Source organism: Streptomyces sp. NPDC048111 (assembly GCF_043202815.1).
Taxonomy (GTDB): domain Bacteria; phylum Actinomycetota; class Actinomycetes; order Streptomycetales; family Streptomycetaceae; genus Streptomyces.
Window position 1 is genome coordinate 191889 of the sequence record NZ_JBIDBD010000003.1, and the last position, 12729, is coordinate 204617.

The 12729-nt window shown below is 71.2% G+C and carries 13 protein-coding genes; 1 reads left to right on the forward strand and 12 read right to left on the reverse strand.

The annotated features are described in order from the left end of the window. Window positions 1-176 precede the first annotated feature (176 nt). Genes ACGF3I_RS08615 through ACGF3I_RS08635 form a run of 5 tightly spaced genes read right to left on the reverse strand, consistent with a single transcriptional unit; the run spans window position 177 to window position 5664 of the window. Complete coding sequence (locus ACGF3I_RS08615) at window positions 177-686, reverse strand: hypothetical protein (RefSeq protein WP_393129885.1); 510 nt, start codon at window positions 684-686, stop codon at window positions 177-179. Next, on the reverse strand, window positions 683-2146 hold the full coding sequence (locus ACGF3I_RS08620) for an ATP-binding protein (RefSeq protein ID WP_393129886.1): 1464 nt from the start codon (window positions 2144-2146) through the stop codon (window positions 683-685). Before ACGF3I_RS08620 ends, ACGF3I_RS08615 begins: the two co-directional genes overlap by 4 nt. Next, entirely contained in the window at window positions 2143-2832 is a 690-nt protein-coding gene (locus ACGF3I_RS08625; protein ID WP_393129887.1) for a response regulator, read from the reverse strand. Before ACGF3I_RS08625 ends, ACGF3I_RS08620 begins: the two co-directional genes overlap by 4 nt. Before the next feature lie 34 nt (window positions 2833-2866). Further along, complete coding sequence (gene murJ / locus ACGF3I_RS08630) at window positions 2867-4507, reverse strand: murein biosynthesis integral membrane protein MurJ (protein WP_393129888.1); 1641 nt, start codon at window positions 4505-4507, stop codon at window positions 2867-2869. Next, window positions 4504-5664 carry a lipid II:glycine glycyltransferase FemX gene (locus ACGF3I_RS08635; protein WP_393129889.1) on the reverse strand — a complete coding sequence of 387 codons (1161 nt, stop codon included), beginning with the start codon at window positions 5662-5664 and terminating at the stop codon, window positions 4504-4506. Before ACGF3I_RS08635 ends, murJ begins: the two co-directional genes overlap by 4 nt. A 245-nt stretch (window positions 5665-5909) precedes the next feature. On the opposite strand from ACGF3I_RS08635, the gene ACGF3I_RS08640 reads away from it, so the two are divergent. Continuing rightward, on the forward strand, window positions 5910-7103 hold the full coding sequence (locus ACGF3I_RS08640) for an Ig-like domain-containing protein (RefSeq protein ID WP_393130204.1): 1194 nt from the start codon (window positions 5910-5912) through the stop codon (window positions 7101-7103). Between the two features lie 228 nt (window positions 7104-7331). Here the strand turns inward: ACGF3I_RS08640 and ACGF3I_RS08645 are convergent, their stop codons facing one another. The 7 genes from ACGF3I_RS08645 to ACGF3I_RS08675 form a co-directional block, all read right to left on the reverse strand. Further along, window positions 7332-8216 carry an amino acid ABC transporter permease gene (locus ACGF3I_RS08645; RefSeq protein ID WP_393129890.1) on the reverse strand — a complete coding sequence of 295 codons (885 nt, stop codon included), beginning with the start codon at window positions 8214-8216 and terminating at the stop codon, window positions 7332-7334. Next, window positions 8213-8857: an amino acid ABC transporter permease gene (locus ACGF3I_RS08650; protein WP_393129891.1), complete on the reverse strand. Its 645-nt coding sequence runs from the start codon at window positions 8855-8857 to the stop codon at window positions 8213-8215. Before ACGF3I_RS08650 ends, ACGF3I_RS08645 begins: the two co-directional genes overlap by 4 nt. A 7-nt stretch (window positions 8858-8864) precedes the next feature. Continuing rightward, window positions 8865-9767, reverse strand: coding sequence for a glutamate ABC transporter substrate-binding protein (locus tag ACGF3I_RS08655; RefSeq protein ID WP_393129892.1), 903 nt, complete (start codon window positions 9765-9767; stop codon window positions 8865-8867). Window positions 9768-9788: 21 nt separating this feature from the next. Continuing rightward, window positions 9789-10532, reverse strand: coding sequence for an amino acid ABC transporter ATP-binding protein (locus ACGF3I_RS08660; protein ID WP_393129893.1), 744 nt, complete (start codon window positions 10530-10532; stop codon window positions 9789-9791). A gap of 143 nt (window positions 10533-10675) precedes the next feature. After that, complete coding sequence (locus tag ACGF3I_RS08665) at window positions 10676-11110, reverse strand: DUF6278 family protein (RefSeq protein ID WP_393129894.1); 435 nt, start codon at window positions 11108-11110, stop codon at window positions 10676-10678. A gap of 168 nt (window positions 11111-11278) precedes the next feature. Continuing rightward, window positions 11279-12058, reverse strand: a complete 780-nt coding sequence (locus ACGF3I_RS08670) for an exodeoxyribonuclease III (RefSeq protein ID WP_393129895.1) — start codon at window positions 12056-12058, stop codon at window positions 11279-11281. 30 nt (window positions 12059-12088) lie between these two features. Continuing rightward, window positions 12089-12727 (reverse strand): MBL fold metallo-hydrolase, encoded by a 639-nt coding sequence (locus tag ACGF3I_RS08675; RefSeq protein ID WP_393129896.1) that lies wholly within the window; start codon window positions 12725-12727, stop codon window positions 12089-12091. Window positions 12728-12729: the final 2 nt, after the last annotated feature.

The window sequence follows — 12729 nt, forward strand, 5'->3', positions numbered from 1 at the left end:
AGAGCTTGCGGCCTCGGCGGCGCGGGCGCCAGGGTGTTACCCGTGGGTTTACTGAATTGAAGTCAACAGCGACGCCCGGCCGGCCGCCGACCCCGCTCGGCGCGACGCCCGGCCGCCGACCCCCGCCCGGCGCGACGCCCGGCCCCGCTCCGCCGGCCCCGTCTCCCTCCCCCCGCTCAGCCCGGCCCGTCCCCGGTGCCCGGGCAGTCGACGGGCCCGAGCGAGGTCGCGCCGCCGACGATCATCACCCGCGTCCGGGGGCTGCGGGTCACCTCCTGGCGGGCCGTGCAGGCGATCTGCTGCTGGGCGAGCGGGGAGAGGCCCGCGATGTCCCCGTCGAGCGTGACGGTGACCAGGGCGTCGGTCGCGCTCGTCCTCAACGGCCTGATTCCGGCGGGCAGTTCGGTGCGGATGCCGGCGGCCCGCTCGTTCTTGTCGGGGCCCGCGAACAGCAGCGGCAGGGGCGGTCGGCGCGGCCCTTCGCGCACCACGGGCATCAGGCCTTCGGGCCCCGTGAAGTAGAGCACCGTGGAGCCGTCGACGGGCGGCATGGCCTGCGCGCTCGCGGGGCCGCCCACCGCGATGACGTCGGTGGACTGGATGCCGCAGCCCGTCGCGAACAGGCCGGCGGGCACCAGCGCCAGCGCGGCCACCGACCGCAGTGCGGGGATCCTGAGCCCGGTCATCGCGCCGCCTGCGCGGGCGCCCCGAGGACCCCGGTGGGCAGCTCGACCGTGAAGACGGCGCCGCCCCGCGGCCCGTTCGCCGCGCGCACGGTGCCGCCGTGCAGCCGCACGTTCTCCTGGGTGATCGCGAGGCCGAGCCCGCTGCCCGCCGAGCGGGTGCGGGCCGCGTCCGCCTTGAAGAACCGGTCGAAGATGTGCGGCAGGACGGCCGCGTCGATGCCGGGCCCCCGGTCGGCGACCTCCACCACCAGGGGCCGGTCGCCGGACGCGGGGCGCAGCCGTACGGTCACCGGCTCCGCGCCGTGCCGCAGGGCGTTGCCGACGAGGTTGGCCACCACGATGTCGAAGCGCCGGGGATCGATCATCGCCCGTACGCCGTCCGGGAGTTCGGTGATCACGCGGTCCTGCCAGTGGCGCCGCTGGAGGGTCTTGCGGATGGTCTCGGCGACGTCCACCTCGTCGGGGTGGAGCTCGGCGGCCCTGGCGTCGAAGCGGGAGATCTCCATCAGGTCTTCGACGAGCGTGGCCAGCTTGCCGGTCTCGGCCGAGATCAGGCGCACCGCGCGCGCCGTGTCCGGGTCGAGCCCGTCGGCGTCCTCGTCCAGGACCTCGGTCACCGCGAGCATCCCGGCCAGCGGGGTGCGCAGTTCGTGGCTGACGTCGGAGGCGAAACGCCGGGCGCGGGCCTCGGCCTTCTGCAACTCCTCGACGGAGCGCTCCAGTTCCTCGGCCGACTCGTTGAACGTCCAGGCCAGATCGGCCAGTTCGTCCGAGCCCTTGACCTCGATCCGGGTGTCGAGGCGCCCCTTGCCCATGCTGCTGGCGGCCCGCCGCAGGTCGCGCACCGGCCGCAGCACGCTGCGTGCGGCGAGCAGGGCCGGCACCACGGCCACCGCCAGCGCGGGCAGCGCGCCGTTCTTGGCGGCCGAGACCATGGCCCGGATGGTGATGCTCTCGGTCTTGAGGTCCATCACGGCGTAGAGATAGACCCCGCTGCGCTGCTGGTCGACGCCCTGGTTGAACATCACCGGCATGCCGATGGTCAGATACGGAGTGCCGTCCTGGATCACCCGCTGGAACGAGCCGTGCGCGTTCGCGTGGGTCTGCCGGCGCAGCTCGTCCGTGATCACCGTCGAGGTGGGCCGGTTGGTGGAGGAGGCGCGCAGCGTGCCGTACTCGGCGAACACGTACCAGGGGTGCGGCTTGCCCGACCTGGCCAGGGTGCGGCAGCTGTTCTGCAGCGCCGGCACGGAGGTGGGCAGCGAGAAGTACTCGTTGGCGATCTGCTCGCGGAACTGGTCGACGGCCTGGTCCTGGGCCTGCTTGAGGATGGCCGAGCGGGCCGACTGGTAGGTGAGGGCCGCGGTGGTGAGCGCGCTGATCGCGGCCACCAGGAGGAACGCGGCGATCAGCCGGGAGCGCAGGCCGAGCCGCCGGGTGCGGCGGGAGGGGAGTCTCACAGCGGCCCGAAGCGGTAGCCGAAGCCGCGCACGGTCTGGATGTAGCGGGGGGTGCCGTCGGTGCCCGCGGTGTCGCCGAGCTTCTGGCGCAGCCGCCGCACGCAGGCGTCGACCAGGCGGGCGTCGCCGTGGTAGCTGTGCTCCCACACCGATTCGAGGAGCTGCTGGCGGCTGAAGACCTGCTCGGGCGAGGCCGCGAGGTGCAGCAGGAGCTTCAGTTCGGACGGGGCGAGGGCGAGGCGCTCGCCGTTCTTGGCGGCGGTCAGTCCCGCCCGGTCCAGGGCGAGCTCGCCGTGCAGCTCGGGCCCGGTGCGGGTGACGGGGTCGGCGAGGCGGCGCAGCACCGCCCGGATGCGGGCCTCGATGACCTCGGTGCGGGCGGGCTTGACGATGTAGTCGTCGGCCCCGGCCTCCAGGCCGATCACCACGTCGAAGTCGTCGCCGCGCGCGGTGAGCATGATGATCGGCAGCTGGCTGGTGTCGCGGATGCGGCGGCAGACCTGGACGCCGTTCATGCCGGGCAGCATCAGGTCGAGGAGCACCAGATCGGGGTGGAAGGTGGCGAGCGAGGCGAGTCCCGCCTCGCCGGTCCCGGCGGCCAGCACCTCGTGGCCGCGCCTGCGCAGGCCGAGCTCGACCCCTTCGCGAACGGAGGGGTCGTCTTCTATGAGGAGCACGCGAGGCATAGGCGTCAGTATCCCAACCGTCTCTTTTGTCCCGTCACCGGGCTCGGTGTCTGCCGCCGCCGCGCACCTTGTCGAGCACGGCGTCGATTCCCGTGAGCCCGAGCGGCCGGGCCAGTACGGCCAGGACGAGGGCGAGCGCCAGGGTGCCGGCCCCGGCCGCCGCGACGGCGCCGAGCCCGTCGGCGGCGCGCGCCACCGCGTACGCCGCGGCGGCGGCCGGCACACAGCCCAGGAGCAGCCGCAGCTGTGCGCGCAGCGCCGCGGACCGCAGGAGCGGGCCGCCGCCGAGCCTGCGGTTGAGGGTGTACGCGGTGACCGCGAGCCCGGCGAACAGTGCCACCGCGTAGGCGCCGGCGATGCCGGTCACCGCCCAGCGCGGGGGCAGCGCGAGGTAGGCCACCACGGTGAGGCCCGCGTTGACCCCGGCGATGACGAGGTTGAGCAGGAACGGGGTGCGGGTGTCTCCGAGGGCGTAGAAGCCCCGGGACAGCACGTACTGCCCCGAGAGCGCGATCAGGCCGGGCGCGAAGGCCATGAGCATGCCCGCCATCACCGTGATGTCGGCGGCGCCGGTCCTGCCGTACTCGAAGACGGCGCCGAGGATCCAGGGCGCGAGCGCGAACAGCGCGCAGGCGGCGGGCACGATCGCCGCGCCGCAGGTCCGCAGCCCGTACGAGACGTCGGCGCGCACCCCGGCGAGGTCGCCGTCCGCCGAGGCCCGGCTCATCCGCGGCATGAGCGCGGTGACCAGGGAGACGGTGACGATGCCGTGCGGCACCATCCAGAGCACGTACGCGTTGGTGTAGGCGGTGTAGCCGGCACCCCCGGCGACGCCCTCGGCGTCGGCACGGGCGCCCGCGGAGGTGGCGAGGCGGGTCACCACCCAGTAGGCGAGCTGGTTGGAGACGACGAGCAGCACCGCCCAGCCGGCCGACTTCAGGGGCCGGCCGAGCCCGCTGCCGCGCCAGTCGAACCGGGGCCGCCAGCGGAACCCGGCCGAGCGCAGCGAGGGGACGAGCGCCAGGGCCTGCACGGCGATGCCGGCGGTGGTGCCCCAGCCCAGCAGGCGCGCCTCGCCCGCGCTCAGGGTGGCGCCGCCGCCCGCGGCCAGGGCGAGGTAGAGCCCGAACACCGCGATGACGACGAGGTTGTTGAGGACCGGGGTCCACATCATGGCGCCGAACCGGCCGCGCGCGTTGAGCACCTGCCCGAACAGGGTGAACAGGCCGTAGAAGAGGATCTGCGGGAGGCAGTAGCGGGCGAGCGCGATGGTGAGGCCGGCCTGGGCGCCGGTGTAGTCGGTGTAGGCGCCGACGATCAGCGGGGCCGCGAACACCGCGAGCGCGGTCACGACGGCCAGCGCGGTGGCGCACGCCGTCATGAGCCGGTCGGTGTAGGCGGCGCCGCCGTCGGCGTGCTCCTTGGCGGCGCGCACCAGCTCGGGTACGAAGACCGCGTTGAGGGTGCCGCCGATGAGGAGCATGTAGAGGATGTTGGGGACGTTGTTGGCGACCGCGTAGCCGTCGCCGAGCAGCCCGACGCCGAGCGCGGCGGCCACGACCGCGGAGCGCACGAAGCCGGTGGCGCGCGAGACGACGGAGCCCGCCGCCATCAGCGCGCTGCTGCGCAGCAGCGCGGAACCCTTGCCGGTGCCGGGGGTGACGGTCGTGGTCACCGGCGGGCCAGATAGGCCTGGAAGGCCCGGTACAGCGCGTTGTTGGCGGTTCCGCCCATGGATGTCTCCCACTCCCCCAGCGTCTCGACGACCTGCCCCCCGGTGCCGAGTTTCCAGCGCAGGAGGCCGAAGGGCCGGTCCCGCGGATCAAGAGTGGAGGGTACCCCGCGCATGTCGTACACCTGGGCCCCCTGCGCCTGGGCGTCCTGGATCATCTGCCACTGCAGGGCGTTGCTGGGGCGGACCTCGCGGCGGTGGTCGGCGGAGGCGCCGGTCTGGTACCAGACCTGCCGGCCGACCGTGATCATGGTGTGGGCGGCCAGCACCTCGCCCTGGTGCACGGCGAGGCAGAGCCGCATCCGGCCGGGCTGTTCGGCGTTGAGCGCCTCGTACTGCCGCTGGTAGTACGCGAGTGAGCGGCCGAGCCGGAAGCCGTCGCGCTCCTCGGTGATCCGCAGCAGCCGGTAGAACTCGGGCAGGTCGGCCGCCTGGCCGGTGACGATCCGCACGCCCGCCTTGTGCGCGGTGCGCACATTGCGCCGCCACTCCTGATTGAGCCCGGCCCACAGCTCCTCGGTGCCGCGTCCGGCCAGCGGCAGCCGGAAGACATGGCGGGGCTGGGCGTCGGCGTCGCCGTCGTCGTCACCGCCGCAGCGGCTCCAGCCGCGGGTGCGCAGCCGTTCGGCGACGGCGGAGCCGAGCGGGTCGACCTCGGTGGCCAGGACGTCGCCGATCCGGCGGCCCGGTCCGGTGGCGGCCTTGAGCCGGGAGGCGTCCCAGCGCCGGTAGGCGGGGGTCGGTCCGATCCGCACGGCAAAGGCGCCGGCCTTGCGCAGATGGCGCATCAACGGGCCGAGCCAGCGGTCCATTTCGGGGTCGCCCCAATCGGCGACCGGCCCTTCCGGCAGATAGGCGAAGTATTTCCGGGTGCCCGGGAATTGCCGGTAGAGGATCTGTGCGGCACCGGTCAATTGGCCCCCGTCAAGGGACCATCCGACCCGTTCCGACATCCATTGGTCCTTCACGCCGGCCCATGAGGGGCACTGCAGAAAACTGACGTCGGTACGGCCCGCCACGAAGGACCGGTACTCGTCGGCGCCGAGGGCGCGCACCCCGGCGTCCTGATCCCGGTCGCCGGTCACCAGCAGTGCGGACACGTCCGTGGCCTCCCAAGTGCGCCCCGTCGTCGGTCCTGCGGGGGTTCACAGGATGTTCACAGCGGTCCATGACGGATCGGCACGGCGCATGTGACGGGACGGTGACCGTTTCTCTGCGGTCCTTGTCACACACCGCATTCCGAGTTTCCCGGCGCGCCCCGCAACCTAAAGTCCGATCGGTGACTCTCACCTACGGAAAAGCATGTACAACGGAGGTTTTCCAGTTGAGCCGCACAAGCCGCCGCATCCTCTCCCGCCGTCCTGTCCGTAGCGCCGCCTTCGCCACGACGGCCGTCCTGGCCGCCGCGCTGACCGCCTGCGGCGGCGGGGACGCGTCCTCAGGGGACGCCAAGTCCGACCTCAAGGCCCAGAAGAAGACCGAGATATCGGTGAACCTGACGGGCCGTCAGGCGAAGGCGGGCGAACCGGTGAAGGTGACGCTCGCCGACGGCAGGCTCCAGGCGGTGACGGTCACCGACGCCAAGGGCGGCAAGCTGACCGGCACGGTGTCCGCCGACGGCAGGACGTGGACCTCCGACCGCCCGGCCGCGCCCGGCACCTCGTACACGGTCGAGGCCAAGGACGGCGACGGGGGCGGGGCGAGGGCCGAGTTCGCGACGGCGGCGCCCGACAAGGTCAACAAGGTGACGCTGGCCCCCGGCAAGGACACCACGGTCGGCGTCGCCCAGCCGCTGTCGATCGTGTTCGACCACCCGGTGAAGAACAAGGCCGACGTCGAGAAGCACCTCAAGGTGACGACGTCCAACAGCACCGAGGGGACCTGGGGCTGGATGGAGGACTACTCGGGCCGCTCCCGGGTGGACTGGCGCCCCAAGGACTACTGGAAGCCGGGCACCCGGGTGACCCTGGAGGCCGACCTCGCGGGCGTCGACTCGGGCCCCTCGGGCGGCTGGTTCGTGAAGGACTACAGGACCGGCTTCACCGTCGGCAGGAACCAGGTGGTCAAGGCCGACCTGGACAGCCACCGCATCAAGCTGTTCAGCGACGGGCAGCTGGTGAAGGACGTCCCGATGTCGGGCGGCACGCCGGGCGGAGACAAGGCGTCCTGGCGCGGCAGGACCGTCCTGATGGCGAAGGAGGGGACGATCAACATGAACTCGGAGACGGTCGGCCTCGGCGACTCCTACAACAAGATGGTCGACTACTCGATGCGTCTGACCTGGTCGGGCATGTACGCGCACGCGGCCCCGTGGAACGCCCCGTACTTCGGCTCCGCCAACAAGAGTTCGGGCTGCCTCGGCATGAGCGACGCCGACGCCAAGTTCGTCTACGGCTGGGCGCAGGTGGGCGACCCGTTCGAGATAACCGGTGACGACGCCAAGGGCACCCAGGCCGTCAACAACGGCTACGGCGAGTGGAACCTGACGTACGACGCCTGGAAGGCGAAGAGCGCGCTGGCCCGGGCAGCGGGCAACTGACGCCGGTGGCCCGGGGAACGGGCGCCGCCGGACCAAGGAGAGCGGCGCCCCCGTCGCACACCTCCACGACGTGGGCCCGCTCGGCCTCGGCGACCCGCTCGGCGCGCAGCTGACCTTCTCCTCGCCCGCGCAGGACACGCCGTGTCCTGCGGTCCCACTCCGCGAGAAGTGATCACCGGCTGCTGCCGGTTGGGTTCCTGCCCCCTCGGCCACTGCTCTCCCGAGGACTCAGGGCCCCGGGGGAACACCCCGCGGCAGCAGGGTCCCTGGTTCGGCCGGTGCGACGTCCACGGCCTCCGTCTTGGGATTGCGCTTCTGTCTCCTGGCCATCCAGGTGGCGAACCAGGAGAGCAGCATGCACATCCCGATGTAGATCGGCGAGATCACCATCACCACGGGGATGAACGGCAAATCGTAGTCGAGATTCGACGCGATGAGCTTCCCCGCGTGCAGGAACTCCTCATAGGTGATCAGGAAGCCGAGCGAGGTGTCCTTCAGGGCGACCACCAGCTGGCTGATGATGGTCGGCAGCATGGCCCGGACCCCCTGCGGGACCAGCACGTACGTCATGACCTGCGTCTTGCGCATGCCGAGTGAGAATGCCGCCTCCTTCTGGCCGCGTTCCACGGAGTTGACGCCGGTCCTGAAGATCTCGGCGAGCACCGATCCGTTGTAGAGGGTGAGCCCGGCCACCAGGGCCGGCAGCGGCTGCACCTTCAGGGCCACGAAGATGAAGAAGATCATCACGAGGACGGGCATGGCGCGGAAGAACTCGACGAGCAGGGTCGCGATCCAGCGCAGCGGCCGGTGCTCGGAAAGCCGCCCGGTGGCCAGCACCGCGCCGAGCGCGATCGAGAACACCGAGGCGAACGCGAAGGCCCGCAGGGTGTTGCCGAGCCCGCGCAGCAGGAGTTCCTGGATGCCCTTGTACTCGAAGGGGCTCCACTTCGCCGACGTGAACTGGTCGGTGGCGAACAGGAGATGGATGATCCAGCCGACCAGGGCGAGGATCAGGACCGTCGAGATGATCCCGTACACCAGGTGCCGCTGCTGGGTCCTGGGCCCGGGGATGTCGTAGAGGGCGGTGGATTCCTTGGCCAGTGGCGCGGTCATCGGGCGACTCCCCAGCGCTTTTCGAGGATGTTGAAGACGGCGCTGATGAAGAGGGTGATGATCAGGTAGCCGATCGCGATCCAGACGAAGGTCCAGATGATGTTGTAGCCGAGTTCGCTCAGCGTCTTGTACGTGCCGAGGAGTTCGGTGACGCTGAAGGCCCCGGCGATCGCGGAGTTCTTGGCGAGCGCGATCAGCGTGGAGCCGACCGGCGGGATCACGGACCGGAACGCCTGCGGGAGCACCACCGTGGACAGGGTCTGCCCGAAGGTCATCCCGAGGCTCCTGGCCGCCTCGCCCTGCCCCTTGGGCACGGTGTTGATGCCGGAGCGCAGCGCCTCGCAGATGAACGCGGAGGTGTAGCAGCCGAGCGCGATCACCGCGAAGAGCTGGAAGGGCAGCACGAGGCCGAAGCGCGGCAGGCCGAGCAGGACGGCGAAGAACAGCAGCGTCAGCGGGGTGTTGCGCAGCACCGTCACCCACACGGTGCCCAGCACCCGGAACGAGCCGACCGGCGAGACGCGGCAGGACGCCATGACGAAGCCGAGCACCAGGGCGAGCGCGGAGGCGTAGACGGTCAGTTCGACGGTGCCGAGGAAGCCCTTGCCGTACAGCGAGAAGTTCTTGGTGAGTACGTCCACGGGGGCCTCAGCTCGCCGGGTAGCGGTCGATGGGCGGGGCGGGCGCGGCCGGACGGCCGGACAGGCCGAGCGTGGCGGCGTACGCCTTCTTCCAGTCGCCGTTCTTCTCGCGGGCCTCGATGGCGTCGTCGAGCGCGAAGCGCAGCGCGGTGTCGCCCTTGGGGACGCCGATGCCGTACGGCTCCTTGGAGAACGGCTTGCCGACGACCTTGAGTTCGTCGGGCACCTTGGCCGCGTAGCCGCTCAGGATGGTGTCGTCGGTGGTGACGGCGGCGACCTGGAAGGTGAGCAGGTTGTCCACACACACCGAGTAGGTGTCGTAGGCGACCATGTCGACCTTCGGGTAGTCCTTCTCCATCCGCTGGAACGGCGTCGACCCGGCGGCCGAGCAGACCCGCTTGCCGGCGAAGTCCTGGGGGGCGGTGAGGCCGTCCTCGTCCGTGCGCACGAGCAGGGCCTGGCCGGCCATGTAGTACGGGCCCGCGAAGCCGACGAGCTTCTTGCGGTTGTCGTTGATGGTGTAGGTGCCGACGTAGTAGTCGACCTGGCCGTTCTGCAGCGCGGTCTCGCGGTTGGCCGAGGCGATCGTCCTGAACTGGATCGTCCGGGGGTCGAAGCCGAGGGAGGCCGACATCATCTTGGCGATCTCGATGTCGAAGCCGCTGTAGACGCCGGTGGCCGGGTCCTTCTCGCCCAGGTAGGGCTGGTCCTCCTTGGCGCCGACCACCAGGTGGCCGCGGTTCTTGGCCCGCCGCCACACCGGGGAGTCGGGCAGGCTGAAGTCCTTGGCCACGGCGTAGTGCGGCAGCTGGTCGGCCTTGGGGCCCTTCACCGGCGGGCTGCCCGACTTGCCGCAGCCGGCCAGGACCAGGACGAGCAGCAGGACGGCGAGCGCGCGTCGCTTGGGCATCATCGTTGCGTACACCCCCGCTCAGTGCTTGAGGATCTTGGAGAGGAAGTCCTTGGCCCGGTCGCTGCGCGGGTTGGTGAAGAACTCCTCGGGGGTGCGGTCCTCGATGATGCGGCCGTCGGCCATGAACACGACGCGGTTGGCGGCCGAGCGCGCGAAGCCCATCTCGTGGGTGACCACGACCATCGTCATGCCGTCCCGCGCCAGCTGCTGCATGACTTCGAGCACCTCGTTGATCATCTCCGGGTCGAGCGCGGAGGTGGGCTCGTCGAAGAGCATGACCTTGGGGTCCATGGCCAGGGCGCGGGCGATGGCCACGCGCTGCTGCTGGCCGCCGGAGAGCTGGGCGGGGAGCTTGTCCGCCTGGGAGGCGAGGCCGACCCGGTCCAGGAGTTCGCGCGAGCGCCGGTCCGCCTCCTCCTTCTTGCGGCCCCGGGCCTTGGTCTGGGCGAGCGAGACGTTGGCGAGGACGGACTTGTGCGCGAAGAGGTTGAAGGACTGGAAGACCATGCCCACTTCCGCGCGGAGCTGGGCCAGGCCCTTGCCCTCCTCCGGGAGGGGTCTGCCGTCGATGGCGATGGCGCCGGACTCGATGGTCTCCAGGCGGTTCATCGTCCGGCAGAGCGTGGACTTGCCGGAGCCGGACGGACCGATGACCACCACCACCTCTCCGCGCCCGACGGTGAGGTTGATGTCCTGGAGGACGTGCAGCTTCCCGTAGTACTTGTTGACGTCACGCAGCTCGATCAACGGATCGACGGCCATACGCTGTCCTGCCCACTCATCGCGGTGTCGAGGTCAGCGCAAACTATCCAGCCCGGTAAGGGACTTCATCCCGACACGCACGAATAGGGCATAAACCGTATTTTGGCCCGAGCGGGGTGCGGGACGCCCCTGGGCGCCGCCGCTCAGGCCTCCGAGGCCTCGGCGTACACCTGGAACAGCTCGGGAGCGCCGGTCGTGGCCCAGCTCAGGCCCGCGTCCACCACGTCGATCTCACGGCCCGAGGCCAGCCGCACCACGGGCCGGCCACTGGGCCACACGTCCCAGCTCGCGCCCGGGACGGCCCGGACGATGACGGTGCCCAGATAGAGCCCGGCGTCGTTGCCTAGCCAGGGCAGCTCCTCCGGGTCGTCTCGCCAGCGCGGGGGCAGCTGGTCGAGCGCCTCCAACGAGCCCGGGGAGTCGTCGAGTTCGAGCTTGCTCTGCCAGGCCCTGGTGCGCAGCAGCTCGCATTCGGAGAGGACCTCCGCGACACCCTCCGGGTCTTCCCTGACGGCCTCGGCGACCGCGAGCCCGCGCGCCGTGGAGTGCCGCTTTCGCCAGTTCTGGAGGAAGTTCATACGATCCAGACTCCCACTGGGCGGCGTCGATGCACTACAGGGCACGCGGGGGCGGTGTGGCGCCGGCCCATGGGGCGCGGGGCCGGTGAGGTGCGGGCCTGTGTGGCGCCGGCCTGTGTGGCGCCGACCCATGGGGCGGGCCGACCGCATGTGGCCCGCCGGCCGGGATCACACCTCCAGGTCGACGACGACCGGCGCGTGGTCGGACGCGCCCTTGCCCTTGCGCTCCTCGCGGTCGACATAGCTGTCCTTGACCGCCTTGGCGAAGGGCTCGTTGCCGTAGACCAGGTCGATGCGCATGCCGCGGTTCTTGGGGAAGGCAAGCTGGCGGTAGTCCCAGTACGTGTACGGACGGTCGTACTTCAGCGGCCGGGGCACCACGTCGCCGAGGCCGGCCTCGCGCAGGGCGGCCAGCGCGGCGCGCTCGGCGGGGGTGACGTGGGTGAGGCCGGCGAAGACCGCCGGGTCGTAGACGTCCTCGTCCGTCGGGGCCACGTTGAAGTCGCCCAGCACCGCGAAGGGGCGCGCTCCCGCGGCGTCCTCGGCGACGGCCGCCTTCAGGGCTTCCAGCCAGGTCAGCTTGTAGGTGTAGTGGTCGTGGTCGACCTCGCGGCCGTTGGGCACGTAGACCGACCACAGGCGCACCCCGCCGCACGTGGCGGAGATCGCCCGCGGCTCCTGCGTGCCGTCGTAGTCGGGGCCGCCGGGCAGGCCGAGCACCACGTCGTCCAGGCCCACGCGGGAGATCAGGGCCACCCCGTTCCACCGGCCGGTGGCGTTGACCGCGGACTCGTAGCCCAGCTCGCGCAGCTCGGCGGCGGGGAAGCCCTCGGCGGTGGTCTTGGTCTCCTGGACGCACAGCACGTCCGTGCCGGTGCTCTCCAGCCAGGCCAGCAGACGGGGCAGCCGGGCGGTGATCGAGTTGACGTTCCAGGTGGCGATGCGCATGGATCCCAACCTACCGCCCGGGTCCGACAGTCACAGTCGCGTCGTCCCGCCGGGCGCCAGACGGCCGTGATCGGTCCCGCCGAGGTGGCCGATCTGCGTGTCGTAGATCGGCCGGGCGAGGTCGGTGAGCAGGGCGTCGTGGATGTCGATGGCGCGCCGCGGCTTGACCTCGCGTACGTAGTCGATGACCTCGGAGATCTTGTTCCAGGGTGCCATCACCGGGAGCATCAGGGTGTCCACGGCCTGGCCCGGGACGGTGAGCGCGTCCCCGGGGTGGAAGACCGAACCGTCCACCAGGAAGCCGATGTTGGTGATGCGCGGGATGTCGGGGTGGATCACCGCGTGCAGCCGGCCGTGCACCTGGACGTCGAAGCCGGCCGCGCTGAAGGTGTCGCCCTCGCCGACGGTGTGGACGCGGCCGGGGAAGGCCGCCGAGAGCTGCTCCGCGACGCTGCGCAGGGTCCAGATCTCGGCGGCCGGGTTGGCTTCGAGGCCGGTCCGCAGCCGGTCCTCGTCGAAGTGGTCGGGGTGCTCGTGGGTGACGAGGATCGCGTCGGCACCGAGCGCGGCGTCGCGCTCGCTGAACGTGCCCGGGTCGATGACGAGCGTCCGGCCGTCCTTCTCCAGCTGGACGCAGGCATGGGTCTTCTTGGTCAGCTTCAGGTTCATGG

Bases quoted from the DNA above. Each gene is read 5' to 3' on its own strand.
- ACGF3I_RS08615 (WP_393129885.1), bottom strand. From the start codon at position 686: ATGACCGGGCTCAGGATCCCCGCACTGCGGTCGGTGGCCGCGCTGGCG.
- ACGF3I_RS08660 (WP_393129893.1), bottom strand. From the start codon at position 10,532: ATGGCCGTCGATCCGTTGATCGAGCTGCGTGACGTCAACAAGTACTAC.
- ACGF3I_RS08655 (WP_393129892.1), bottom strand. From the start codon at position 9,767: ATGCCCAAGCGACGCGCGCTCGCCGTCCTGCTGCTCGTCCTGGTCCTG.
- ACGF3I_RS08665 (WP_393129894.1), bottom strand. From the start codon at position 11,110: ATGAACTTCCTCCAGAACTGGCGAAAGCGGCACTCCACGGCGCGCGGG.
- ACGF3I_RS08645 (WP_393129890.1), bottom strand. From the start codon at position 8,216: ATGACCGCGCCACTGGCCAAGGAATCCACCGCCCTCTACGACATCCCC.
- ACGF3I_RS08675 (WP_393129896.1), bottom strand. From the start codon at position 12,727: ATGAACCTGAAGCTGACCAAGAAGACCCATGCCTGCGTCCAGCTGGAG.
- ACGF3I_RS08670 (WP_393129895.1), bottom strand. From the start codon at position 12,058: ATGCGCATCGCCACCTGGAACGTCAACTCGATCACCGCCCGGCTGCCC.
- ACGF3I_RS08625 (WP_393129887.1), bottom strand. From the start codon at position 2,832: ATGCCTCGCGTGCTCCTCATAGAAGACGACCCCTCCGTTCGCGAAGGG.